This window comes from Cupriavidus cauae, from assembly GCF_026210475.1.
GTDB lineage: Bacteria > Pseudomonadota > Gammaproteobacteria > Burkholderiales > Burkholderiaceae > Cupriavidus > Cupriavidus cauae.
Genome location: NZ_CP080293.1, coordinates 508,590 through 529,121, shown reverse-complemented (window position 1 = coordinate 529,121; position 20,532 = coordinate 508,590). Strand labels below are relative to the sequence as shown.

Annotated in this window: 31 protein-coding genes and 1 pseudogene; 31 read left to right on the top strand and 1 reads right to left on the bottom strand. The window is 63.0% G+C overall.

Translation table 11 applies throughout. The features are described from left to right. Positions 1–17: 17 nt before the first annotated feature. A complete protein-coding gene (locus KZ686_RS02450; protein WP_265632943.1) occupies positions 18–440 on the bottom strand; it encodes a hypothetical protein in 423 nt (140 codons plus the stop codon). Between the two features lie 653 nt (positions 441–1,093). Here KZ686_RS02450 and recQ point away from each other — a divergent pair. From recQ to rpsK, 31 genes and pseudogenes are all read left to right on the top strand, one after another. Then, the gene (gene recQ / locus KZ686_RS02445) at positions 1,094–2,944 is read left to right on the top strand and encodes a DNA helicase RecQ (RefSeq protein WP_150082628.1); all 1,851 of its coding nucleotides are present in this window, start codon (positions 1,094–1,096) and stop codon (positions 2,942–2,944) included. Between the two features lie 428 nt (positions 2,945–3,372). Next, positions 3,373–3,750, top strand: coding sequence for a 30S ribosomal protein S12 (rpsL, locus tag KZ686_RS02440; protein ID WP_006576501.1), 378 nt, complete (start codon positions 3,373–3,375; stop codon positions 3,748–3,750). Between the two features lie 203 nt (positions 3,751–3,953). Beyond that, positions 3,954–4,424, top strand: coding sequence for a 30S ribosomal protein S7 (gene rpsG / locus KZ686_RS02435; RefSeq protein ID WP_006576502.1), 471 nt, complete (start codon positions 3,954–3,956; stop codon positions 4,422–4,424). A 119-nt stretch (positions 4,425–4,543) separates the two neighbouring features. Further along, the gene (fusA, locus tag KZ686_RS02430; RefSeq protein WP_149319748.1) at positions 4,544–6,652 is read left to right on the top strand and encodes an elongation factor G; all 2,109 of its coding nucleotides are present in this window, start codon (positions 4,544–4,546) and stop codon (positions 6,650–6,652) included. A gap of 82 nt (positions 6,653–6,734) precedes the next feature. Then, positions 6,735–7,924: pseudogene (gene tuf / locus KZ686_RS02425) on the top strand (elongation factor Tu). Positions 7,925–8,007: 83 nt separating this feature from the next. Further along, positions 8,008–8,316, top strand: coding sequence for a 30S ribosomal protein S10 (gene rpsJ, locus KZ686_RS02420; protein ID WP_006576248.1), 309 nt, complete (start codon positions 8,008–8,010; stop codon positions 8,314–8,316). Positions 8,317–8,656: 340 nt separating this feature from the next. Next, on the top strand, positions 8,657–9,307 hold the full coding sequence (rplC, locus tag KZ686_RS02415) for a 50S ribosomal protein L3 (RefSeq protein WP_006576247.1): 651 nt from the start codon (positions 8,657–8,659) through the stop codon (positions 9,305–9,307). Between the two features lie 11 nt (positions 9,308–9,318). Beyond that, positions 9,319–9,939 carry a 50S ribosomal protein L4 gene (gene rplD / locus KZ686_RS02410; protein ID WP_149319747.1) on the top strand — a complete coding sequence of 207 codons (621 nt, stop codon included), beginning with the start codon at positions 9,319–9,321 and terminating at the stop codon, positions 9,937–9,939. Next, positions 9,936–10,250, top strand: coding sequence for a 50S ribosomal protein L23 (rplW, locus tag KZ686_RS02405; RefSeq protein WP_006576245.1), 315 nt, complete (start codon positions 9,936–9,938; stop codon positions 10,248–10,250). Before rplD ends, rplW begins: the two co-directional genes overlap by 4 nt. A gap of 2 nt (positions 10,251–10,252) precedes the next feature. Beyond that, positions 10,253–11,083, top strand: coding sequence for a 50S ribosomal protein L2 (gene rplB, locus KZ686_RS02400; protein ID WP_149319746.1), 831 nt, complete (start codon positions 10,253–10,255; stop codon positions 11,081–11,083). 22 nt (positions 11,084–11,105) lie between these two features. After that, a complete protein-coding gene (rpsS, locus tag KZ686_RS02395) occupies positions 11,106–11,381 on the top strand; it encodes a 30S ribosomal protein S19 (protein WP_006576244.1) in 276 nt (91 codons plus the stop codon). Positions 11,382–11,390: 9 nt separating this feature from the next. Next, on the top strand, positions 11,391–11,720 hold the full coding sequence (gene rplV, locus KZ686_RS02390) for a 50S ribosomal protein L22 (RefSeq protein ID WP_061956552.1): 330 nt from the start codon (positions 11,391–11,393) through the stop codon (positions 11,718–11,720). A gap of 9 nt (positions 11,721–11,729) precedes the next feature. Then, positions 11,730–12,527 carry a 30S ribosomal protein S3 gene (gene rpsC / locus KZ686_RS02385; protein ID WP_023264853.1) on the top strand — a complete coding sequence of 266 codons (798 nt, stop codon included), beginning with the start codon at positions 11,730–11,732 and terminating at the stop codon, positions 12,525–12,527. A 2-nt stretch (positions 12,528–12,529) separates the two neighbouring features. Beyond that, a complete protein-coding gene (gene rplP, locus KZ686_RS02380; RefSeq protein ID WP_006576240.1) occupies positions 12,530–12,946 on the top strand; it encodes a 50S ribosomal protein L16 in 417 nt (138 codons plus the stop codon). Between the two features lie 11 nt (positions 12,947–12,957). Beyond that, a complete protein-coding gene (rpmC, locus tag KZ686_RS02375; RefSeq protein WP_006576239.1) occupies positions 12,958–13,152 on the top strand; it encodes a 50S ribosomal protein L29 in 195 nt (64 codons plus the stop codon). Continuing rightward, entirely contained in the window at positions 13,149–13,427 is a 279-nt protein-coding gene (gene rpsQ / locus KZ686_RS02370; protein WP_149319745.1) for a 30S ribosomal protein S17, read from the top strand. The genes rpmC and rpsQ overlap by 4 nt, the downstream gene beginning before the upstream one ends. Before the next feature lie 291 nt (positions 13,428–13,718). Next, entirely contained in the window at positions 13,719–14,087 is a 369-nt protein-coding gene (gene rplN / locus KZ686_RS02365) for a 50S ribosomal protein L14 (protein ID WP_006576237.1), read from the top strand. A 9-nt stretch (positions 14,088–14,096) separates the two neighbouring features. After that, complete coding sequence (gene rplX / locus KZ686_RS02360) at positions 14,097–14,405, top strand: 50S ribosomal protein L24 (protein ID WP_006576236.1); 309 nt, start codon at positions 14,097–14,099, stop codon at positions 14,403–14,405. Between the two features lie 25 nt (positions 14,406–14,430). Continuing rightward, the gene (gene rplE, locus KZ686_RS02355; protein ID WP_006576235.1) at positions 14,431–14,973 is read left to right on the top strand and encodes a 50S ribosomal protein L5; all 543 of its coding nucleotides are present in this window, start codon (positions 14,431–14,433) and stop codon (positions 14,971–14,973) included. Positions 14,974–14,982: 9 nt separating this feature from the next. Beyond that, positions 14,983–15,288, top strand: coding sequence for a 30S ribosomal protein S14 (rpsN, locus tag KZ686_RS02350; protein ID WP_006576234.1), 306 nt, complete (start codon positions 14,983–14,985; stop codon positions 15,286–15,288). Between the two features lie 27 nt (positions 15,289–15,315). Further along, complete coding sequence (gene rpsH, locus KZ686_RS02345) at positions 15,316–15,711, top strand: 30S ribosomal protein S8 (RefSeq protein ID WP_006576233.1); 396 nt, start codon at positions 15,316–15,318, stop codon at positions 15,709–15,711. Positions 15,712–15,720: 9 nt separating this feature from the next. Beyond that, positions 15,721–16,254 carry a 50S ribosomal protein L6 gene (rplF, locus tag KZ686_RS02340; RefSeq protein ID WP_149319744.1) on the top strand — a complete coding sequence of 178 codons (534 nt, stop codon included), beginning with the start codon at positions 15,721–15,723 and terminating at the stop codon, positions 16,252–16,254. Positions 16,255–16,265: 11 nt separating this feature from the next. Further along, a complete protein-coding gene (gene rplR, locus KZ686_RS02335) occupies positions 16,266–16,622 on the top strand; it encodes a 50S ribosomal protein L18 (RefSeq protein ID WP_149319743.1) in 357 nt (118 codons plus the stop codon). Positions 16,623–16,642: 20 nt separating this feature from the next. Then, positions 16,643–17,161 carry a 30S ribosomal protein S5 gene (rpsE, locus tag KZ686_RS02330; RefSeq protein WP_006576230.1) on the top strand — a complete coding sequence of 173 codons (519 nt, stop codon included), beginning with the start codon at positions 16,643–16,645 and terminating at the stop codon, positions 17,159–17,161. 14 nt (positions 17,162–17,175) lie between these two features. Next, a complete protein-coding gene (gene rpmD / locus KZ686_RS02325; protein ID WP_006576229.1) occupies positions 17,176–17,358 on the top strand; it encodes a 50S ribosomal protein L30 in 183 nt (60 codons plus the stop codon). A gap of 32 nt (positions 17,359–17,390) precedes the next feature. Beyond that, positions 17,391–17,825 carry a 50S ribosomal protein L15 gene (rplO, locus tag KZ686_RS02320; protein ID WP_006576228.1) on the top strand — a complete coding sequence of 145 codons (435 nt, stop codon included), beginning with the start codon at positions 17,391–17,393 and terminating at the stop codon, positions 17,823–17,825. 46 nt (positions 17,826–17,871) lie between these two features. After that, positions 17,872–19,215, top strand: a complete 1,344-nt coding sequence (secY, locus tag KZ686_RS02315; protein WP_149319742.1) for a preprotein translocase subunit SecY — start codon at positions 17,872–17,874, stop codon at positions 19,213–19,215. A gap of 22 nt (positions 19,216–19,237) precedes the next feature. Continuing rightward, a complete protein-coding gene (gene infA, locus KZ686_RS02310) occupies positions 19,238–19,456 on the top strand; it encodes a translation initiation factor IF-1 (RefSeq protein WP_006577442.1) in 219 nt (72 codons plus the stop codon). A 32-nt stretch (positions 19,457–19,488) separates the two neighbouring features. Continuing rightward, a complete protein-coding gene (gene rpmJ / locus KZ686_RS02305; RefSeq protein WP_006160433.1) occupies positions 19,489–19,605 on the top strand; it encodes a 50S ribosomal protein L36 in 117 nt (38 codons plus the stop codon). A 19-nt stretch (positions 19,606–19,624) separates the two neighbouring features. Then, positions 19,625–19,990 (top strand): 30S ribosomal protein S13, encoded by a 366-nt coding sequence (gene rpsM / locus KZ686_RS02300; protein ID WP_006577443.1) that lies wholly within the window; start codon positions 19,625–19,627, stop codon positions 19,988–19,990. A 25-nt stretch (positions 19,991–20,015) separates the two neighbouring features. After that, a complete protein-coding gene (gene rpsK / locus KZ686_RS02295) occupies positions 20,016–20,417 on the top strand; it encodes a 30S ribosomal protein S11 (protein ID WP_023264857.1) in 402 nt (133 codons plus the stop codon). Positions 20,418–20,532: the final 115 nt, after the last annotated feature.

The following is a 20,532-nucleotide window of genomic DNA, read 5'->3' as shown; positions in this document are numbered from 1 at the left end:
CAAACGCGCGATGCCGCTTACACGTAGGCGCGCGCCGCGACGGTGACCGCCGCCGACTGCGCGGGGACCGCGTCGCCGGCGGCGAAGCCCCCCGGCTTCTCCAGCGTCTTCATGATCAGGTCGGACAGCACGCCGAACTCGCGCGAGCCCAGCTTCTGGCCATATTGCTTCAGGAGGGCATCGATCGGCACGCCCGCGTTGCGCAGCGACTTGATCTCCGAATCGCTCAGCGTCGCGGTTTCGTAGTTGCCGCTCTGCTGCGACAGCTTCGCCAGTTCATCGGCCTTTTCGCGGTAGAACTTCGCGGCGGCGAACAGGTCCAGGTCGCCGCCGGCGCTGACGGCAGCCGCCTCGGCGGCGCCGACGAGGTTCGACTCCTGCGCCGCGGTCGCGAGCGGCTGGACCGGGTGTTGGGGATGGGAAATGGGCGAGACAAGCATGGGAAAGCTCCAGGAAACTCCAAAAGGCCGCGTCCAAAAGACCGCGTCCAAAACACTGCGATGGTTCTGATCGTCGTCATCGTTGCTTGAACAACGATTGGACGAGGCAGATCTTCGTCGTCGCAACGGGGCGCTGTCTTACGGTTTCCGGAGCCGACTTGGGATTCTCGAATACATCACCGTCCGCCACGCAAGCACCAGACGAAAATCGAAAATCCGCGACGTTGGGGTGTGATACGGCGAAGACCTGATTCCGGCGGCCGTATCCACGTGGCAGCCGACGCGCGCGGCAGGGGCGCGGCAGGGGGCGCGGCAAGAGCACGGCCGGGGGCACGGCAGGAGCACGGCAGGAGCACGGCAGGAGCACGGCAGGAGCACGGCAGGAGCACGGCAGGAGCACGGCAGGAGCACGGCAGGGGCACGGCAGGAGCACGGCAGGGGCACGGCAGGAGCACGGCAGGAGCACGGCAGGAGCACGGCAGGAGCACGGCAGTGGCGCAGCAGTGGCGCAGCAGGGCGCGGCGAGGCGGGATGCCACGCCGGCGCGGCGATGGCCGACGATGGCGGGCGCCGTCACGATTCGAAGCGATCGGAAGCCGGTGCGGTGGTATGGTTACGCCTTTCCGACACCTTGCCCCGTTTCCGCAGTTGCTATGTCCCTTGCCCTGGCGATTCTGAAGGATGTTTTCGGCTATCACGCCTTCCGCGGCCGCCAGGCGGAAATCATCGAGCACGTGGCCGAGGGCGGCGATTGCCTGGTGCTGATGCCGACCGGCGGCGGCAAGTCGCTGTGCTACCAGATTCCGGCGCTGCTGCGCCAGCGTGCCGGCCACGGCGTCGGCATCGTCGTGTCGCCGCTGATCGCGCTGATGCAGGACCAGGTCGCCGCGCTGACCGAAGCCGGCGTGCGGGCCGCGGTGCTGAACTCCACGCTGACCGGCGCGGAGGCGTCGGCGGTCGAGCGCGACCTGCTGGCCGGGCGCCTCGAGATCCTGTACGTCGCGCCGGAGCGGCTGATGACGCCGCGCTTCCAGGACCTGCTCGACCGCACCCGCGTGGGCCTGTTCGCGATCGACGAGGCGCACTGCGTGTCGCAGTGGGGCCACGACTTCCGGCCGGAATACATCCAGCTGTCGGTGCTGCACGAGCGCTTCCCGCAGGTGCCGCGCATCGCGCTGACCGCGACGGCGGATGACGTGACGCGGCAGGAGATCGTCGAGCGCCTGGCGCTGGACGATGCGCGCGTCTTCCTGTCGAGCTTCGATCGTCCCAATATCCGCTATCGCATCGTCGAGAAGGACAACGCCCGCCAGCAGCTGCTGGCCTTCATCAAGGCCGAGCACATGGCCGCGGACGGCACGCACGACAGCGGCATCGTCTACTGCCTGTCGCGCCGCAAGGTCGAGGAGACCGCCGACTGGCTGCGCGGCCACGGCATCAATGCGCTGCCGTACCACGCCGGCATGGACGCGGCCGTGCGGCAGCAGCACCAGGCGCGCTTCCGCGACGAGGAAGGGCTGGTGATGGTGGCCACGATCGCCTTCGGCATGGGCATCGACAAGCCGGACGTCCGCTTCGTCGCCCACCTCGACCTGCCCAAGAGCATGGAGGGCTATTACCAGGAGACCGGCCGGGCCGGGCGCGACGGCCTGCCGGCCAATGCCTGGATGGCCTATGGCCTCGGCGACGTGGTGCAGCAGAAGCGGATGATCGACGAATCGGAGGCCGACGAAGCGCACAAGCGCGTGTCGTCGGCCAAGCTCGACGCCTTGCTGGGCCTGTGCGAGACCGCCGGCTGCCGGCGCGTGCGCATCCTCGCGTATTTCGGCGAGGCGAGCGAGCCCTGCGGCAACTGCGATACCTGCCTGGAGCCGCCGGCCACGTGGGACGGCACGCGCGAGGCGCAGATGGCGCTGTCCTGCGTCTACCGCACCGCCCAGGCCAGCCGCGTGCACTTCGGCGCGACGCATCTGATCGACGTGCTGCGCGGCAACGCCACCGAGAAGATCCGCCAGTGGGGCCACGACAAGGTGTCGACCTTCGGCATCGGCGCGGACCGGTCGGTGTCCGAATGGCATGCCATCTTCCGCCAACTGATCGCGCACGGCCTGCTGGTGATCGACCATGGCGGCCACGGGGCCCTGCTGCTGGGCGAATCGGCGCGCGCGGTGCTCAAGGGCGAGACCAGCATCACGCTGCGCCGCCAGGTCAGCAAGCCGGCCCGCGGCGAGCGCGGCAGCACCGGGCGCGGCAACCGCGTCGACCATACCGCGCAGATGGACGAACAGGCGCTGGCCAACTGGGAGGCGCTGCGGCGCTGGCGCGCCGAAACCGCGCGGGAGCACGGCGTGCCGGCCTATGTGATCTTCCACGATGCGACGCTGGCCCAGTTGGCGCGCAGCGCGCCCGACAGCATGGCGGAACTGGCGGAGGTGCCGGGTATCGGCGCGGCCAAGCTGGAACGCTATGGCGACGAGCTGCTGGAAGTGCTGCAGAAGGCATGAACTGCGGCCCGGCCGCAGGCGGGTTGCCGGATCCCGGAGGTCCTACACGACACCGGCGGGGGCGGCCGTCTCATAAAGCGATTTGCTCCAGGTAAACCGCTTGACCGCTGATCGGTGCGCTGCTAGCATGCCGGATTCGAGTTTTTGGCTTCGGATTTCGCTCGCGCGTCGTTTGGTGGCACCCAGTGTCCGGCGATCGCCCCGGCAGACAGGTCATCGCCGACCTGGCCGGCCCAGCGGGATCCCAGGCGAGCTCGCGCTCTTTGGCAAGTCTGGTTGTTCACACAGTCCCGTCCCAGAGCGTTCTGCTCACCTGCTCCCGCCCAAAACCCGTCCTACCGTTTCGTCGATCGTCGTCGCGCTTGCTGGCGTGCCGCCGGTTCGTCGCCGAAGCGGTGTTTTTTTGTAAAACCAAGCTGGATTGAACAATGCCAACTATCAACCAACTGGTTCGCAAGCCGCGCGTCTCTGAAGTCATCAAGAGCAAGAGCCCGGCGCTTGAGAACTGCCCCCAACGCCGTGGCGTGTGCACCCGCGTGTACACCACCACGCCGAAGAAGCCGAACTCGGCACTGCGTAAGGTCGCCAAGGTGCGCCTGACCAACGGTTTCGAGGTCATCTCGTATATCGGCGGTGAAGGCCACAACCTGCAGGAACACTCGGTCGTGCTGATCCGCGGTGGCCGTGTCAAGGACTTGCCGGGTGTGCGTTACCACATCGTGCGCGGCTCGCTCGACCTGCAAGGCGTCAAGGACCGCAAGCAAGCGCGTTCGAAGTACGGCGCGAAGCGTCCGAAGGCTGCCTGAGCCTGCAACACAAGCGATGGTGGCTGGCGCCCAGCGTCATGTTGCTGTCAACAAGCGGCGGTACAACGGCCAGTTTGCTGCGCCGTGCCGTCGAGTAAGTGGTCCACCCGGCGAATTTGCCGCGCCCCTGGCGCAGGAAGGCAAGCTAGTTGGTGGCCAGAGCGCGGAAGAACCCGCACTCAACTGAATCCTAAGGAAAGAAGATGCCACGTCGTCGTGAAGTCCCCAAGCGGGAAATCCTGCCTGATCCGAAGTTCGGTAACGTCGAAGTTGCCAAGTTCATGAACGTGCTGATGCTGGACGGCAAGAAGTCGGTTGCCGAGCGCATCGTTTATGGCGCGTTCGACCAGATCGAAAAGAAGGCAGGCAAGGCCCCCATCGAAGTGTTCTCCGTTGCGATCAACAACGTGAAGCCGGTGGTGGAAGTGAAGAGCCGCCGCGTCGGTGGCGCCAACTATCAGGTTCCGGTCGAAGTCCGTCCGTCGCGTCGTTTGGCATTGGCGATGCGTTGGCTGCGTGAGGCCGCGAAGAAGCGTAGCGAGAAGTCGATGGCGCTGCGCCTGGCTGGCGAACTGCTTGAGGCAGCGGAAGGTCGTGGCGGCGCGATGAAGAAGCGCGACGAAGTGCACCGCATGGCCGAAGCCAACAAGGCGTTCTCGCACTTCCGCTTCTAAAGCGCGCGGGATTCGCAGTTGGTTGCCGGGCGGGCTGTGTTTTTACACATCTCGCCCGTTTGTGTTAGGGGCGTAGGCCAAGAGATGCCGGCGCCTCACTGACGAATTAGAGGATTAAAGTGGCTCGTAAGACTCCCATCGAGCGTTACCGCAATATCGGTATCTCGGCTCACATTGACGCGGGTAAAACCACCACCACCGAGCGCATCCTGTTCTACACCGGTGTGAACCACAAGATCGGTGAAGTGCACGATGGCGCCGCCACGATGGACTGGATGGAGCAGGAGCAGGAGCGTGGTATTACCATCACCTCCGCTGCCACCACCGCCTTCTGGAAGGGCATGGCCGGCAACTACCCCGAGCACCGCTTCAACATCATCGACACCCCGGGCCACGTGGACTTCACCATCGAGGTGGAGCGTTCCATGCGCGTGCTGGACGGCGCCTGCATGGTGTACTGCGCCGTGGGCGGCGTGCAGCCGCAGTCGGAAACCGTCTGGCGTCAGGCCAACAAGTACGGCGTGCCGCGTCTGGCCTTCGTCAACAAGATGGACCGTACCGGTGCCAACTTCTTCAAGGTCTACGAGCAGCTGAAGACCCGCCTGAAGGCCAACCCGGTGCCCGTGGTGGTGCCGATCGGCGCTGAAGACGGCTTCCAGGGCGTGATCGACCTGCTGGAAATGAAGGCGATCATCTGGGACGAAGCCAGCCAGGGCGTGAAGTTCGAATACAAGGACATCCCGGCCGAGCTGCAGGCGACCGCTGACGAATGGCGCGAGAAGATGGTCGAGTCCGCCGCCGAAGCCAGCGAAGAGCTGATGGAAAAGTACCTGGGCGGCGAAGAGCTGACCCGCGCCGAGATCGTCAAGGCGCTGCGTGACCGTACCATCGCCTGCGAAATCCAGCCGATGCTGTGCGGCACCGCGTTCAAGAACAAGGGCGTGCAGCGCATGCTCGACGCCGTGATCGACTTCCTGCCGTCGCCGGTCGATATTCCGCCGGTCAAGGGCGTGGACGAAAGCGACGACGAGAAGAAGCTCGAGCGCAAGGCCGACGACAACGAGAAGTTCTCGGCGCTGGCGTTCAAGATCATGACCGACCCGTTCGTCGGCCAGCTGATCTTCTTCCGCGTCTACTCGGGCAAGATCAATTCGGGCGACACCGTGTACAACCCGGTGAAGCAGAAGAAGGAGCGTCTGGGCCGTATTCTGCAGATGCACGCCAACCAGCGCGAAGAAATCAAGGAAGTGCTGGCCGGCGACATCGCCGCCGCGGTGGGCCTGAAGGATGCCACCACGGGCGACACGCTGTGCGATCCGTCGGCACCGATCGTGCTCGAGCGCATGGTGTTCCCGGAGCCGGTGATCTCGCAGGCGGTCGAGCCGAAGACCAAGGCCGACCAGGAAAAGATGGGCATCGCCCTGAACCGCCTGGCCGCCGAAGACCCGTCGTTCCGCGTGCGTACCGATGAAGAATCGGGCCAGACGATCATTTCGGGCATGGGCGAGCTCCACCTCGAAATTCTGGTCGACCGCATGAAGCGCGAATTCGGCGTGGAAGCCAACATCGGCGCGCCGCAGGTGGCCTACCGCGAAACCATCCGCAAGAAGGCCGAGGACGTCGAAGGCAAGTTCGTCAAGCAGTCGGGCGGCCGCGGCCAGTACGGCCACGCCGTGATCACGCTGGAACCGCAGGAGCCGGGCAAGGGCTTCGAGTTCGTCGACGCCATCAAGGGCGGTGTGATTCCTCGCGAATACATCCCGGCGGTCGAGAAGGGTATCAGCGACACGCTGCAGGCCGGTGTCCTGGCGGGCTTCCCGGTGGTGGACGTGAAGGTCACGCTGACGTTCGGTTCGTACCACGACGTGGACTCGAACGAAAACGCGTTCCGCATGGCCGGCTCGATGGCTTTCAAGGAAGCCATGCGCAAGGCCAGCCCGGTTCTGCTCGAGCCGATGATGGCCGTGGAAGTGGAAACGCCGGAAGACTACACCGGTACCGTGATGGGCGACCTGTCGTCCCGCCGCGGCATCGTGCAGGGCATGGACGACATGGTTGGCGGCGGCAAGATCATCAAGGCCGAAGTCCCGCTGTCGGAAATGTTCGGTTATTCGACCGCGCTGCGCTCGGCCACGCAAGGCCGCGCCACCTACACCATGGAATTCAAGCACTACGCCGAGGCACCGAAGAACATCGCCGAAGCAGTGATGGCGGCCAAGGGCAAGTAAACAGGCTGTATGCCGCTGCGCCCGCCAGGGCGTGGCGGCGTGATGAATCCACAAGACTGCATTCCATTAGGAGCTGAAGAAAATGGCAAAGGAAAAGTTCGAGCGGACCAAGCCGCACGTGAACGTTGGTACGATTGGTCACGTTGACCACGGCAAGACGACGCTGACGGCGGCGATTGCGACGGTGCTGGCTTCGAAGTTCGGCGGTGCCGCGAAGAAGTACGACGAAATCGATGCGGCGCCGGAAGAGAAGGCACGCGGTATTACCATCAACACCGCGCACGTCGAGTACGAGACGGCCAACCGCCACTACGCGCACGTTGACTGCCCGGGCCACGCCGACTACGTCAAGAACATGATCACCGGCGCTGCGCAGATGGACGGCGCGATCCTGGTGTGCTCGGCCGCTGACGGCCCGATGCCGCAGACGCGCGAGCACATCCTGCTGGCCCGTCAGGTCGGCGTGCCGTACATCATCGTGTTCCTGAACAAGTGCGACATGGTGGACGACGCCGAGCTGCTCGAGCTGGTGGAAATGGAAGTGCGCGAGCTGCTGTCGAAGTACGAGTTCCCGGCGACGACACCCCGATCATCAAGGGTTCGGCCAAGCTGGCGCTCGAAGGCGACAAGGGTGACCTGGGCGAAGAGGCGATCATGCGCCTGGCCGAGGCACTGGACACCTACATCCCGACGCCGGAGCGCGCCGTGGACGGCACGTTCCTGATGCCGGTCGAAGACGTGTTCTCGATCTCGGGCCGCGGTACCGTGGTGACCGGCCGTATCGAGCGTGGCGTGATCAAGGTCGGCGAGGAAATCGAAATCGTCGGCATCCGCCCGACGGTCAAGACCACCTGCACCGGCGTGGAAATGTTCCGCAAGCTGCTGGACCAGGGCCAGGCTGGCGACAACGTCGGTCTGCTGCTGCGCGGCACCAAGCGTGAAGACGTCGAGCGCGGCCAGGTGCTGTGCAAGCCGGGTTCGATCAAGCCGCACACGCACTTCACCGGCGAGGTGTACATCCTGTCGAAGGACGAAGGTGGCCGTCACACCCCGTTCTTCAACAACTACCGTCCGCAGTTCTATTTCCGTACGACCGACGTGACCGGCTCGATCGAGCTGCCGAAGGACAAGGAAATGGTCATGCCGGGCGACAACGTGTCGATCACCGTCAAGCTGATCGCCCCGATCGCGATGGAAGAAGGCCTGCGCTTCGCCATCCGTGAAGGCGGCCGCACCGTCGGCGCCGGCGTCGTCGCCAAGATCCTGGACTAAACCAGGCTGTCGGGACGGGTGGCCTCCGCCCGTCCCTGCTACCACCGGGCCGTGACGGCCCATCGCTCTTTTAAGGAAAAATCATGCAGAACCAGAAGATCCGTATCCGCCTGAAGGCTTTCGACTATCGCCTGATCGACCAGTCGGCCGCCGAAATCGTGGATACCGCCAAGCGCACCGGCGCGATCGTCAAGGGCCCGGTTCCCCTGCCGACCCGCATCGAGCGCTTCGACATCCTGCGTTCGCCGCACGTGAACAAGACCAGCCGCGATCAGTTCGAGATCCGCACCCATCAGCGTCTGCTGGACATCGTCGACCCGTCGGAAAAGACCGTCGACGCGCTGATGAAGCTGGACCTGCCGGCTGGCGTGGACGTCGAGATCAAGGTGTAATCGATCCGACGAGACCGGCCGCCCCGCGCGGCCGCTCTGCAGTGGAACGGCGAACGCAAGTTCGCCGTTTTCCTTTTTCGGCGCCGGAACGCCGAAATAGCGACGTATCAACCACGTTGCAACAGCAAAACCCCCATTTGCTGAACCCCTTGCCAGATTGCAGTTGCCCTTTCCAGGAGGCTGCGATATAGTGTAAGGCTACCCATCTATCTATGGGTATTGGGCTGGCCGTTTTGGCCGCGCGCCGTCTCTTTTGCGCAAGCCCCCGACACCAGAAACACTCAACACGTTTCGTGTATCAATCAGCCCCGGCCAATCGCAGCCGGGAATGGAGCAAACCATGAGCCTTGGCCTTGTAGGTCGCAAGGTTGGCATGACCCGTATTTTCACGGACGACGGTGAAGCAATTCCCGTGACCGTGATCGAGGTCGGCGACAACCGCGTGACGCAAATCAAGACGGACGAGACCGACGGTTATACCGCGGTGCAAGTCACCTTCGGCGCCCGGCGCGCAAGCCGCGTCACCAAGCCGCTGGCGGGTCATCTCGCCAAAGCCGGTGTGGAAGCGGGCGAAGTCATCAAAGAATTCCGCGTGGATGCAGCCAAGGCTGCCGAGCTGCAAGCCGGCGGCACGCTGTCGGTCGACCTGTTCGCGGTCGGCCAGAAGATCGACGTGCAGGGCGTGACGATCGGTAAGGGCTACGCCGGTACCATCAAGCGCTACCACTTCGCGTCGGGCCGTGCCACGCACGGTAACTCGCGTTCGCACAACGTGCCGGGTTCGATCGGTATGGCGCAGGATCCGGGCCGTGTGTTCCCGGGCAAGCGCATGACCGGCCACCTCGGTGACGTCACGCGTACCGTCCAAAACCTGGTCATCGCCAAGATCGACGCAGAGCGCAAGCTGCTGCTGGTCAAGGGCGCGATCCCGGGTTCGAAGGGCGGCAAAGTCATCGTTACCCCGGCCGTCAAGGCCAAAGCTGCGGCTTAAGGAGCGGACACATGGAACTTAAGCTCCTCCAGGACAACGGCCAGATCGGTGCAGGCGTCTCCGCCTCGCCCGAAGTCTTCGGCCGCGATTACAACGAAGCTCTGGTTCACCAGATCGTCGTCGCTTACCAGGCCAACGCGCGTAGCGGCAACCGGAAGCAGAAGGACCGCGAAGAGGTCAAGCACACCACGAAGAAGCCGTGGCGTCAGAAGGGTACGGGCCGTGCTCGTGCCGGTATGTCCTCGTCGCCGCTGTGGCGCGGGGGCGGCCGTATCTTCCCGAACTCGCCGGAAGAGAACTTCAGCCAGAAGGTCAACAAGAAGATGTTCCGTGCCGGCATGCGCTCGATCTATTCGCAGCTGGCCCGGGAAGGTCGTATCAACGTGGTGGAGGGTTTCTCCGTCGACGCGCCCAAGACCAAGCTGCTGGCCGACAAGTTCAAGGCCATGGGTCTGGACTCGGTGCTGATCATCACCGACAACCTCGACGAAAATCTCTACCTGGCTTCGCGCAACCTGCCGCACGTGGCGGTTGTCGAGCCGCGCCACGCCGATCCGCTGTCGCTCGTGCACTACAAGAAGGTGCTGGTGACCAAGGCGGCCGTCGCGCAGATCGAGGAGTTGCTCAAATGACGCAAGTAGCCAAGAACGATCATCGTTTGATGCAGGTGCTGCTCGCGCCGGTGGTTTCCGAAAAGGCAACCCTGGTCGCCGACAAGAACGAACAAGTGGTGTTCGAAGTCGCTCGCGACGCCAACAAGGCGGAAGTGAAGGCGGCGGTCGAACTGCTGTTCAAGGTCGAGGTGCAGTCCGTTCAGATCCTGAACCAGAAGGGCAAGCAAAAGCGTTTCGGTCGCTTCATGGGTCGTCGCAACCATGTGAAGAAGGCCTACGTGTCGCTGAAGCCGGGTCAGGAAATCAATTTTGAAGCGGAGGCCAAGTAATCATGGCACTCGTCAAGACCAAGCCGACTTCCCCGGGTCGCCGCTCGATGGTGAAGGTTGTCAACCGCAACCTGCACAAGGGCGAACCGTACGCGCCGCTGCTGGAAAAGCAATTCCAGAAGTCGGGCCGTAACAACAATGGCCACATCACCACCCGTCACAAGGGCGGTGGCCACAAGCATCACTACCGTGTGGTCGACTTCAAGCGCAACGACAAGGACGGCATCCCCGCCAAGGTCGAGCGCCTGGAATACGATCCGAACCGCAGCGCCAACATCGCGCTGGTGCTGTTCGCCGACGGCGAGCGCCGCTACATCATCGCCACCAAGGGCATGGTTGCCGGCCAGCAGCTGATGAACGGCGCCGAAGCCCCGATCAAGGCCGGCAACAACCTGCCGATCCGCAACATCCCGGTCGGTACCACGATCAACAACGTGGAAATGCTGCCGGGCAAGGGCGCCCAGATCGCGCGTGCCGCCGGCGGTTCCGCCGTGCTGCTGGCTCGCGAAGGCGTCTACGCCCAGGTGCGTCTGCGCTCCGGTGAAGTGCGCCGCGTGCATATCGAATGCCGCGCCACCATCGGTGAAGTGGGCAACGAAGAGCACAGCCTGCGCGTGATCGGCAAGGCCGGCGCGACGCGCTGGCGCGGTATTCGCCCGACCGTCCGCGGCGTGGTGATGAACCCGATCGACCACCCGCACGGTGGTGGTGAAGGCCGTACCGCTGCTGGTCGCGATCCTGTGTCGCCGTGGGGCACCCCGACCAAGGGTTACCGCACCCGCAGCAACAAGCGCACTGCCAGCATGATCGTGCAGCGCCGCCACAAGCGTTAATCGGTAGGTAGGAGCTAAACACATGACTCGTTCTGCAAAAAAGGGTCCTTTCTGTGACGCCCACCTGCTGAAGAAGGTGGAAACGGCTGTCAGCGGCAAGGACAAGAAACCCATCAAGACGTGGTCGCGCCGCTCGACCATTCTGCCGGAGTTCATCGGCCTGACGATCGCCGTCCACAACGGCCGTCAACACGTGCCGGTGTACGTCACGGAAAACATGGTCGGCCACAAGCTCGGTGAATTTGCGCTGACGCGCACGTTCAAGGGCCACGCGGCTGACAAGAAAGCGAAGAGGTAAGGTGCCATCATGGAAGTGAAAGCGATTCATCGCGGTGCCCGCATCTCCGCCCAGAAGACGCGCCTGGTCGCCGACCAGATCCGTGGTCTGCCGATCGAGCGCGCGCTCAACATCCTGGCGTTCAGCCCGAAGAAGGCCGCCGGGATCGTGAAGAAGGTGGTCGAATCGGCCATCGCCAACGCCGAGCACAACGAAGGCGCCGACATCGACGAGCTGAAGGTCAAATCGATCTACGTCGACAAGGCAACCTCGCTCAAGCGCTTCACCGCACGGGCAAAGGGCCGCGGCAACCGCATCGAGAAACAAACCTGTCACATCACTGTGACGCTCGGCAACTAAGGAGTCACGATGGGACAGAAGATTCATCCGACTGGCTTCCGTCTGGCCGTCAGCCGTAACTGGGCTTCGCGTTGGTACGCCAACAACACGAAGTTCGCCGGCATGCTGAAGGAAGACATCGAAGTTCGCGACTTTCTGAAGAAGAAGCTCAAGAACGCTTCGGTGGGCCGCGTCGTCATCGAGCGCCCCGCCCGCAATGCCCGTCTCACCATCTACAGCTCGCGTCCGGGCGTGGTGATCGGCAAGAAGGGTGAGGACATCGAACTGCTGAAGGCCGAGCTGCAGCGTCGCATGGGCGTGCCCGTGCACGTGAACATCGAGGAAATCCGCAAGCCGGAAACCGATGCTCAGCTGATCGCCGACTCGATCACCCAGCAGCTCGAGCGCCGCATCATGTTCCGCCGCGCGATGAAGCGCGCGATGCAGAACGCGATGCGCCTGGGCGCCCAGGGCATCAAGATCATGAGCTCGGGCCGTCTGAACGGTATCGAAATCGCACGTACCGAGTGGTACCGCGAGGGCCGCGTGCCCCTGCACACCCTGCGTGCCGACATCGACTACGGCTTCTCCGAAGCGGAAACCACCTACGGCATCATCGGTGTCAAGGTGTGGGTCTACAAGGGTGATCACCTCGGCCGCAACGATGCGCCGGTGGTGGAAGAGCCGCAAGACGAACGTCGTCGTCGCCCGGGTCGTCCGGACGGTCGCCGTCGTGACGGTGAAGGCCGTCCGGGTGGCAACCGCCGCGGTGGCGCTGGTGCCGGTCGCCGCGCTGCGCCTGGCGCAGACGCGAAGAGTGGAGAATAACGATGCTGCAACCGAAGCGCAGAAAATATCGCAAGGAGCAGAAAGGCCGCAACACGGGTAAGGCTACCCGTGGCAACGCCGTGTCTTTCGGCGAATTCGGCCTGAAGGCAATGGGCCGTGGCCGTCTGACGGCTCGTCAGATCGAGTCGGCACGTCGTGCGATGACCCGCCACATCAAGCGTGGCGGCCGCATCTGGATCCGGATCTTCCCGGACAAGCCGATCTCGAAGAAGCCCGCCGAAGTCCGTATGGGTAACGGCAAGGGCAATCCGGAATACTACGTGGCTGAAATCCAGCCGGGCAAGATGCTGTACGAAATGGATGGCGTGAGCGAAGAGCTGGCGCGTGAGGCGTTCCGCCTCGCGGCGGCCAAGCTGCCGATCGCGACCAATTTCGTGGTGCGCCAGGTCGGGACGTAAGGAGAGCAGGGATGAAAGCATCCGAACTTCGCGGCAAGGACGCCGCAGGCCTGAACCAAGAGCTCTCCGAGCTCCTGAAGGCCCAATTTAGCCTGCGCATGCAAAAGGCCACCCAACAGCTGCAGAACACCAGCCAGCTGAAGAAGGTGCGCAAGGACATCGCGCGGGTGCATACCGTGCTGAACGAAAAGGCGAACTCGAAATGACTGAAACTGCACAAACGGAATCGTCGCTTCGCCGTACCCTGGTCGGCCGCGTGGTAAGCGACAAGATGGACAAGACCGTGACGGTCCTGGTCGAAAACCGTGTCAAGCATCCGCTGTATGGCAAGTACGTCCTGCGCTCGAAGAAGTACAAGGCGCATGACGAAGCCAACCAGTACAAGGAAGGCGACAAGGTCGAGATCCAGGAAGGCCGTCCGATCTCGCGGACCAAGTCCTGGGTCGTTTCCCGGCTGGTCGAAGCAGCGCGCGTCATCTAAGAACCAACAGGTTCTCGGTTGACTTGCAGGTCCAGGGTTATGTGCTATAATCCTGGACTTCCGCTTTATTGCGGCCGTCTCTTGTAACACCACCCGGGCGGTCCGTTAAAGCGAACCCCAGGCCTAGCGGCTCCTGACTTGTCACATCGTTCAGACCGCCTGGCACACCGACTTCAAGTTGATCAACCCAAACGGTGACTGGCGCAATGCCGGTGGCCGACGGGACCAAGACTGACCGGCGGGCGTACCTTTTTCGTGGGCCCGGTGGATTAAGTTGGGAAGACAAACACCATGATTCAGACAGAAAGCCGGCTCGAAGTGGCCGATAACACGGGTGCGCGCGAAGTGCTGTGCATCAAAGTGCTGGGTGGGTCCAAGCGCCGCTATGCGAGCGTAGGCGACATCATCAAGGTGACCGTCAAGGACGCAGCGCCGCGCGGTCGCGTGAAGAAGGGCGATATCTACAACGCCGTCGTGGTCCGCACCGCCAAGGGCGTGCGCCGCGCGGACGGTTCGCTCGTCAAGTTCGACGGCAATGCCGCTGTCCTGCTGAACAACAAGCTCGAGCCGATCGGCACCCGTATCTTCGGGCCGGTGACTCGTGAACTCCGTACCGAGCGCTTCATGAAGATCGTGTCGCTCGCACCGGAAGTGCTGTAAGGAGCCGCCATGAACAAGATTCGCAAAGGCGACGAGGTCATCGTCCTGACCGGCAAGGACAAGGGCAAGCGCGGCAAGGTCCAGGCCGTGCTGGGCGACAAGGTCGCCGTCGAGGGCGTGAACGTCGCGAAGAAGCACGCACGTCCGAACCCGATGCTGGGCACGACCGGTGGCGTGATCGACAAGGTCATGCCCCTGCATATTTCCAACGTTGCGCTCGTGGATGCCAATGGCAAGCCGTCGCGCGTCGGCATCAAGCTGGTGGAAGGCAAGCGCGTGCGCGTGCTCAAGACCACCGGCGCCGTCGTCGCCGCTTGATTCTGGGCACGGATAGGAGTTGAGCATGGCAGCACGTCTGCAAGAGCAGTACAAAGAACAGGTCGTTCCGGCCCTGATGAAGAAGTTCGGCTACAAGTCGGTCATGGAGGTGCCCCGCATCACCAAGATCACGCTGAACATGGGTCTGGGCGAAGCCATCAATGACAAGAAGGTCATCGAACTGGCAGTGGGCGACCTGACCAAGATCGCTGGTCAGAAGCCGGTCGTGACGAAGGCCCGCAAGGCCATCGCCGGCTTCAAGATTCGCCAGGGCTATCCCATCGGTGCGATGGTGACCCTGCGTGGCGAACGGATGTGGGAATTCCTCGACCGTTTCGTCACCGTGGCCCTGCCGCGCGTGCGCGATTTCCGTGGTGTGTCCGGCAAGTCGTTCGACGGCCGTGGCAACTACAACATCGGTGTGAAAGAGCAGATCATCTTCCCCGAAATCGAGTACGACAAGATCGACGCGCTGCGCGGTCTGAACATCAGCATCACGACGACGGCGAAGAATGACGAGGAAGCCAAGGAGCTCCTCGCCGCATTCAAGTTCCCGTTCCGCAATTAAGGGGTAACCGTGGCTAAATTGGCTCTGATTGAACGTGAGAAGAAGCGCGCGAAGCTCGCGGCGAAGTACGCCGAGAAGCGCGCTGCCCTCAAGGCCATTATCGACGACCAAGCGAAGTCGGAAGAAGAGCGTTACGAAGCGCGCCTGGAGCTGCAACAGCTGCCGCGCAACGCCAATCCGACCCGCCAGCGCAATCGCTGCGCGATCACCGGTCGTCCCCGCGGTACCTTCCGCAAGTTTGGCCTGGCGCGTAACAAGATCCGCGAGATCGCCTTCAAGGGCGAAATTCCGGGTCTGACGAAAGCCAGCTGGTAATTACGCACAGGCTACAGGAGAAACAGTATGAGCATGAGCGATCCTATCGCCGATATGCTGACGCGCATCCGCAACGCCCAGGGCGTGCAGAAGGCGTCGGTTGTCATGCCGTCGTCGAAGCTGAAAGTGGCGATCGCCAAGGTCCTGAAGGACGAAGGCTATATCGACGACTACGCTGTCGCCGAGGAAGGCGGCAAGGCACAACTGACCATCGGTCTGAAGTACTACGCCGGCCGTCCGGTGATCGAGCGCATCGAACGCGTGTCGAAGCCCGGTCTGCGCGTGTACAAGGGCCGCAGCGAAATCCCGCAAGTGATGAACGGCCTGGGCGTCGCGATCATCTCGACCCCCAAGGGTCTGATGACCGATCGCGCGGCACGTGCCACGGGCGTGGGCGGCGAAGTCATCTGCTACGTCGCGTAAGGAGTAACCATGTCCCGTGTAGGTAAGGCTCCCATCGCGCTGCCGAAAGGCGCGGAAGTGAATGTGGCGGCCGGCGTGCTCACCGTCAAGGGCCCGCTCGGTACGCTGTCCCAGCCGATTCACAGCCTGGTCAAGGTCAACGTCGAGAACGACACGCTGACCTTCGCCGCCGCTGACGAATCGCGCGAAGCAAACGCTCTGCAGGGCACCATGCGTGCTCTGGTGGCCAATATGGTCAAGGGCGTGACCACCGGTTTCGAGCGCAAGCTGACCCTGGTAGGCGTGGGCTATCGTGCCCAGCTGCAAGGCGCTGCGCTGAAGCTCCAGCTTGGTTTCTCGCACGACGTGATCCATGAGATGCCGGAAGGCGTGAAGGCGGAAACGCCGACGCAGACCGAGATCATCATCAAGGGTGCGGACAAGCAGAAAGTCGGTCAGGTTGCCGCGGAAGTCCGCGCGTACCGTCCGCCCGAGCCCTACAAGGGCAAGGGTGTTCGCTACGCAGACGAGCGCGTCATCCTGAAGGAAACCAAGAAGAAGTAAGGGGTGCAGTGATGAACAAGAAAGACGCTCGTTTGCGCCGTGCACGTCAGACCCGCGCCAAGATTGCCGAGCTGAAGGTCAATCGTCTGACTGTGTTCCGTACGAATACGCATATTTACGCTCAGGTCTACTCGCCGTGCGGCACCCAGGTGGTGGCGTCGGCTTCGACCGTCGAAGCAGAAGTGCGCAAGGAACTGGCCGGCAGCGGTGCCACCACCGCTGCTGCCACCGTGGTCGGCAAGCGCATCGCCGAGAAGGCGAAGGCTGCCGGCGTGGAAACCGTCGCGTTCGATCGCGCCGGCTTCCGCTTCCACGGTCGCGTGAAGGCCCTGGCTGACGCTGCCCGCGAAGCCGGCCTCAAGTTCTAAGCGCTTAAGAGAGATACGTCATGGCAAAGATGCAAGCAAAAGTCCAGCAGGACGAACGCGACGACGGCCTCCGCGAGAAGATGATCTCGGTCAACCGCGTCACCAAGGTGGTGAAGGGCGGCCGGATCCTCGGTTTCGCTGCGCTGACCGTGGTCGGTGACGGCGATGGCCGCATCGGCATGGGCAAGGGCAAGGCGAAGGAAGTGCCGGTGGCCGTGCAGAAGGCAATGGACGAAGCCCGTCGCAAGATGGTCAAGGTCCCGCTGAAGAACGGCACGCTGCAGCACGAAGTCGTTGGCAAGCACGGCGCCGCCAAGGTGCTGATGATGCCGGCGAAGGAAGGTACCGGCGTGATCGCCGGCGGCCCGATGCGCGCGATCTTCGAGGTGATGGGCGTGACCAACGTGGTCACCAAGTCGCACGGCTCGACCAACCCGTACAACATGGTTCGCGCCACGCTGGACGGTCTGCAGAAGATGAGCACGCCGGGCGAAATCGCCGCCAAGCGTGGCAAGTCTGTCGAAGACATCCTCGGTTAAGGCAGGTGAACGAAATGTCGCAGAAAACCGTAAAAGTGCAACTCGTGCGCAGCCTGATCGGCACGCGCGAGGATCATCGCGCCACCGTTCGTGGTCTTGGCCTGCGCCGCCTCAACTCGGTGTCGGAACTGCAGGATACGCCGGCCGTGCGCGGCATGATCAACAAGGTCTCGTACCTGGTGAAGGTCATCGGCTGAGCCTGGGCCAAGATCGGGATATGGAGAGCAATATGCAACTGAACAACCTGAAACCGGCCGCCGGTTCGAAGCACGCCAAGCGTCGCGTCGGCCGCGGTATCGGCTCCGGCCTGGGCAAGACCGCCGGTCGCGGTCACAAGGGTCAGAAGTCGCGTTCGGGCGGCTTCCACAAGGTGGGCTTCGAAGGCGGCCAGATGCCGCTGTACCGTCGTCTGCCGAAGCGCGGCTTCACGTCGCTGACCAAGGCGTTCACCGCCGAAGTCACGCTGCGTGATCTGGAGCGCCTGGAAGCGGCCGAAGTCGACCTGCTGGTTCTGAAGCAGGCCGGTCTGGTCAGCGACCTGGTCAAGAGCGCCAAGGTCATCAAGGCCGGCGAGCTGACCCGCAAGGTGACGATCAAGGGTCTGGGCGCCACCGCTGGCGCCAAGGCAGCGATCGAAGCCGCGGGCGGTCAGATCGCGGAGTAAGTAAGCAGATTTCGCAGCATAGGCGAGTCACAAGTCGGAGCATCGTTTGGCCACGGCGAAACCCAATGCAAGCGCACAGGCCAGGAACACGGCGAAGTACGGCGATCTCAAGCGCCGGCTGATGTTCCTGGTGCTGGCCCTGATCGTCTACCGCATCGGTGCGCATATTCCGGTGCCGGGAATCGATCCGGAGCAACTGGCGCAGCTGTTCCAGAGTCAGTCGGGTGGCATCCTCGGGATGTTCAACCTGTTCTCGGGAGGCGCGCTGTCGCGCTTCACCGTGTTCGCGCTCGGCATCATGCCGTACATCTCGGCGTCGATCATCATGCAGTTGCTGACGATCGTGCTGCCGCAGCTGGAATCGCTGAAGAAGGAAGGGCAGGCCGGACAGCGGAAGATCACCCAGTACACCCGTTACGGGACCGTGCTGCTGGCGACCTTCCAGGCGTTCTCGATCGCGGTCGCGCTCGAGTCGCAACCGGGCCTGGTGATCGACCCCGGCATGATGTTCCGCGCTACCGCGGTGATCACGCTGGTGACCGGCACGATGTTCCTGATGTGGCTGGGTGAGCAGATCACCGAGCGCGGACTGGGCAACGGCATCTCGATCATCATCTTCGGCGGTATCGCGGCGGGCTTGCCCAATGCGATCGGCGGGCTGTTCGAACTGGTTCGTACCGGCTCGATGAGCATCATCGCGGCGATCTTCATCGTGGCGATCGTGATCGCGGTGACGTTCGCGGTGGTGTTCGTCGAACGCGGCCAGCGCAAGATCCTGGTGAACTATGCCAAGCGTCAGGTCGGCAACAAGGTGTACGGCGGCCAGTCGTCGCACCTGCCGCTGAAGCTGAACATGGCAGGGGTGATTCCGCCGATCTTCGCATCGTCGATCATCCTGTTCCCGGCGACGATCGCGGGCTGGTTCACGTCGGATTCGACCGGCGCCGTGGGCAGGTTCATCAAGGACCTGGCCGCGACCCTGTCGCCCGGCCAACCGGTGTACATCCTGCTCTATGCTGCGGCAATCGTGTTCTTCTGCTTCTTCTATACGGCGTTGGTGTACAACAGCCGGGAAGTCGCGGACAACCTGAAGAAAAGCGGTGCCTTCATTCCGGGCATCCGTCCTGGCGAGCAGACGACGCGCTATATCGACAAGATTCTGGTGCGACTGACGCTGGCTGGTGCGATCTACATCACACTGGTCTGCCTGTTGCCGGAATTCCTGGTGCTGCGCTGGAACGTGCCGTTCTATTTCGGCGGAACTTCGCTACTGATCATCGTGGTCGTCACGATGGACTTCATGGCCCAGGTTCAGTCCTATGTCATGTCGCAGCAGTACGAGTCGTTGCTGAAGAAGGCCAATTTCAAAGGTAACCTGACTTTGCGCTGAGCCGGGTCAGGACAGGCTAGGTATGGCTAAAGACGACGTCATCCAGATGCAGGGTGAGGTAATCGAAAACCTGCCCAATGCGACCTTCAGGGTGAAGCTGGAAAATGGCCATGTCGTACTGGGCCATATCTCCGGGAAGATGCGGATGCACTACATCCGCATCCTGCCGGGGGACAAAGTTACGGTCGAATTGACGCCATACGATCTGTCACGCGCGCGCATCGTCTTCCGGACGAAGTGAGCCGAAACAGGAATTGAAGGAAGAGGAAAATCATGAAAGTGCTGGCTTCTGTTAAGCGCATTTGCCGCAACTGCAAAGTTATCAAGCGCAACGGTGTCGTGCGCGTGATCTGCTCGTCGGATCCCCGCCACAAGCAACGCCAAGGCTAATCGTAAAGAGGATTGACGAATGGCACGTATCGCAGGGGTTAACATCCCGAATCACAAGCATACCGAGATCGGCCTGACGGCGATTTACGGTATCGGCCGCTCGCGCGCTCGCAAGATTTGCGAGGCCACTGGCGTTCCTTTTGACAAGAAGGTCAAGGATCTGACCGACGCCGACCTGGAAAAGCTTCGTGACGAAGTGGGCAAGGTCACGGTCGAGGGTGACCTGCGTCGTGAAACCACGATGAACATCAAGCGTCTGATGGACCTTGGTTGCTATCGTGGCCTGCGTCACCGCCGCGGCCTGCCGCTGCGTGGCCAGCGCACCCGCACCAACGCCCGTACCCGCAAGGGTCCGCGTAAGGCCGGCGTGGCTCTGAAGAAGTAACGCCCAAGGCAGAGGAAGATAACTAATGGCAAAAGGTCCGAACAACGCCGCCCAGCGCGCGCGTAAGAAGGTCAAGAAGAACGTCGCCGACGGCATCGCGCACGTCCACGCCTCGTTCAACAACACGATCATCACGATCACCGACCGTCAGGGCAATGCCCTGTCGTGGGCGACCTCGGGTGGCCAGGGCTTCAAGGGTTCGCGCAAGTCGACCCCGTTCGCAGCCCAGGTTGCTGCCGAGAACGCCGGCCGCGTCGCGCAAGACCAGGGCATCAAGAACCTGGAAGTGCGCATCAAGGGCCCGGGCCCGGGCCGTGAATCGGCTGTGCGCGCGCTGAACGCGCTGGGCATCAAGATCGCCGTGATCGAAGACGTCACGCCGGTGCCGCACAACGGCTGCCGTCCGCCGAAGCGCCGCCGTATCTAAGCGCCAGGCATCGCCGGACCCGCGTCGGATTTTCCGGGCGCGGGTCCTGTCGTTCTTGTTGTGATAGAATGCCGCGTTTTGTCGGCGAGGCATCCGCGCCAGCGGCTGCTGCCGG

Excerpts from the sequence above, each read along its gene's own strand:
- KZ686_RS02450 (WP_265632943.1), bottom strand. The coding sequence starts at position 440 with ATGCTTGTCTCGCCCATTTCCCATCCCCAACACCCGGTCCAGCCGCTC.
- recQ (WP_150082628.1), top strand. The coding sequence starts at position 1,094 with ATGTCCCTTGCCCTGGCGATTCTGAAGGATGTTTTCGGCTATCACGCC.
- rpsL (WP_006576501.1), top strand. The coding sequence starts at position 3,373 with ATGCCAACTATCAACCAACTGGTTCGCAAGCCGCGCGTCTCTGAAGTC.
- rpsG (WP_006576502.1), top strand. The coding sequence starts at position 3,954 with ATGCCACGTCGTCGTGAAGTCCCCAAGCGGGAAATCCTGCCTGATCCG.
- rpsJ (WP_006576248.1), top strand. The coding sequence starts at position 8,008 with ATGCAGAACCAGAAGATCCGTATCCGCCTGAAGGCTTTCGACTATCGC.
- rplC (WP_006576247.1), top strand. The coding sequence starts at position 8,657 with ATGAGCCTTGGCCTTGTAGGTCGCAAGGTTGGCATGACCCGTATTTTC.
- rplD (WP_149319747.1), top strand. The coding sequence starts at position 9,319 with ATGGAACTTAAGCTCCTCCAGGACAACGGCCAGATCGGTGCAGGCGTC.
- rplW (WP_006576245.1), top strand. The coding sequence starts at position 9,936 with ATGACGCAAGTAGCCAAGAACGATCATCGTTTGATGCAGGTGCTGCTC.
- rplB (WP_149319746.1), top strand. The coding sequence starts at position 10,253 with ATGGCACTCGTCAAGACCAAGCCGACTTCCCCGGGTCGCCGCTCGATG.
- rpsS (WP_006576244.1), top strand. The coding sequence starts at position 11,106 with ATGACTCGTTCTGCAAAAAAGGGTCCTTTCTGTGACGCCCACCTGCTG.
- rplV (WP_061956552.1), top strand. The coding sequence starts at position 11,391 with ATGGAAGTGAAAGCGATTCATCGCGGTGCCCGCATCTCCGCCCAGAAG.
- rpsC (WP_023264853.1), top strand. The coding sequence starts at position 11,730 with ATGGGACAGAAGATTCATCCGACTGGCTTCCGTCTGGCCGTCAGCCGT.
- rplP (WP_006576240.1), top strand. The coding sequence starts at position 12,530 with ATGCTGCAACCGAAGCGCAGAAAATATCGCAAGGAGCAGAAAGGCCGC.
- rpmC (WP_006576239.1), top strand. The coding sequence starts at position 12,958 with ATGAAAGCATCCGAACTTCGCGGCAAGGACGCCGCAGGCCTGAACCAA.
- rpsQ (WP_149319745.1), top strand. The coding sequence starts at position 13,149 with ATGACTGAAACTGCACAAACGGAATCGTCGCTTCGCCGTACCCTGGTC.
- rplN (WP_006576237.1), top strand. The coding sequence starts at position 13,719 with ATGATTCAGACAGAAAGCCGGCTCGAAGTGGCCGATAACACGGGTGCG.
- rplX (WP_006576236.1), top strand. The coding sequence starts at position 14,097 with ATGAACAAGATTCGCAAAGGCGACGAGGTCATCGTCCTGACCGGCAAG.
- rplE (WP_006576235.1), top strand. The coding sequence starts at position 14,431 with ATGGCAGCACGTCTGCAAGAGCAGTACAAAGAACAGGTCGTTCCGGCC.
- rpsH (WP_006576233.1), top strand. The coding sequence starts at position 15,316 with ATGAGCATGAGCGATCCTATCGCCGATATGCTGACGCGCATCCGCAAC.
- rplF (WP_149319744.1), top strand. The coding sequence starts at position 15,721 with ATGTCCCGTGTAGGTAAGGCTCCCATCGCGCTGCCGAAAGGCGCGGAA.
- rplR (WP_149319743.1), top strand. The coding sequence starts at position 16,266 with ATGAACAAGAAAGACGCTCGTTTGCGCCGTGCACGTCAGACCCGCGCC.
- rpsE (WP_006576230.1), top strand. The coding sequence starts at position 16,643 with ATGGCAAAGATGCAAGCAAAAGTCCAGCAGGACGAACGCGACGACGGC.
- rpmD (WP_006576229.1), top strand. The coding sequence starts at position 17,176 with ATGTCGCAGAAAACCGTAAAAGTGCAACTCGTGCGCAGCCTGATCGGC.
- rplO (WP_006576228.1), top strand. The coding sequence starts at position 17,391 with ATGCAACTGAACAACCTGAAACCGGCCGCCGGTTCGAAGCACGCCAAG.
- infA (WP_006577442.1), top strand. The coding sequence starts at position 19,238 with ATGGCTAAAGACGACGTCATCCAGATGCAGGGTGAGGTAATCGAAAAC.
- rpmJ (WP_006160433.1), top strand. The coding sequence starts at position 19,489 with ATGAAAGTGCTGGCTTCTGTTAAGCGCATTTGCCGCAACTGCAAAGTT.
- rpsM (WP_006577443.1), top strand. The coding sequence starts at position 19,625 with ATGGCACGTATCGCAGGGGTTAACATCCCGAATCACAAGCATACCGAG.
- rpsK (WP_023264857.1), top strand. The coding sequence starts at position 20,016 with ATGGCAAAAGGTCCGAACAACGCCGCCCAGCGCGCGCGTAAGAAGGTC.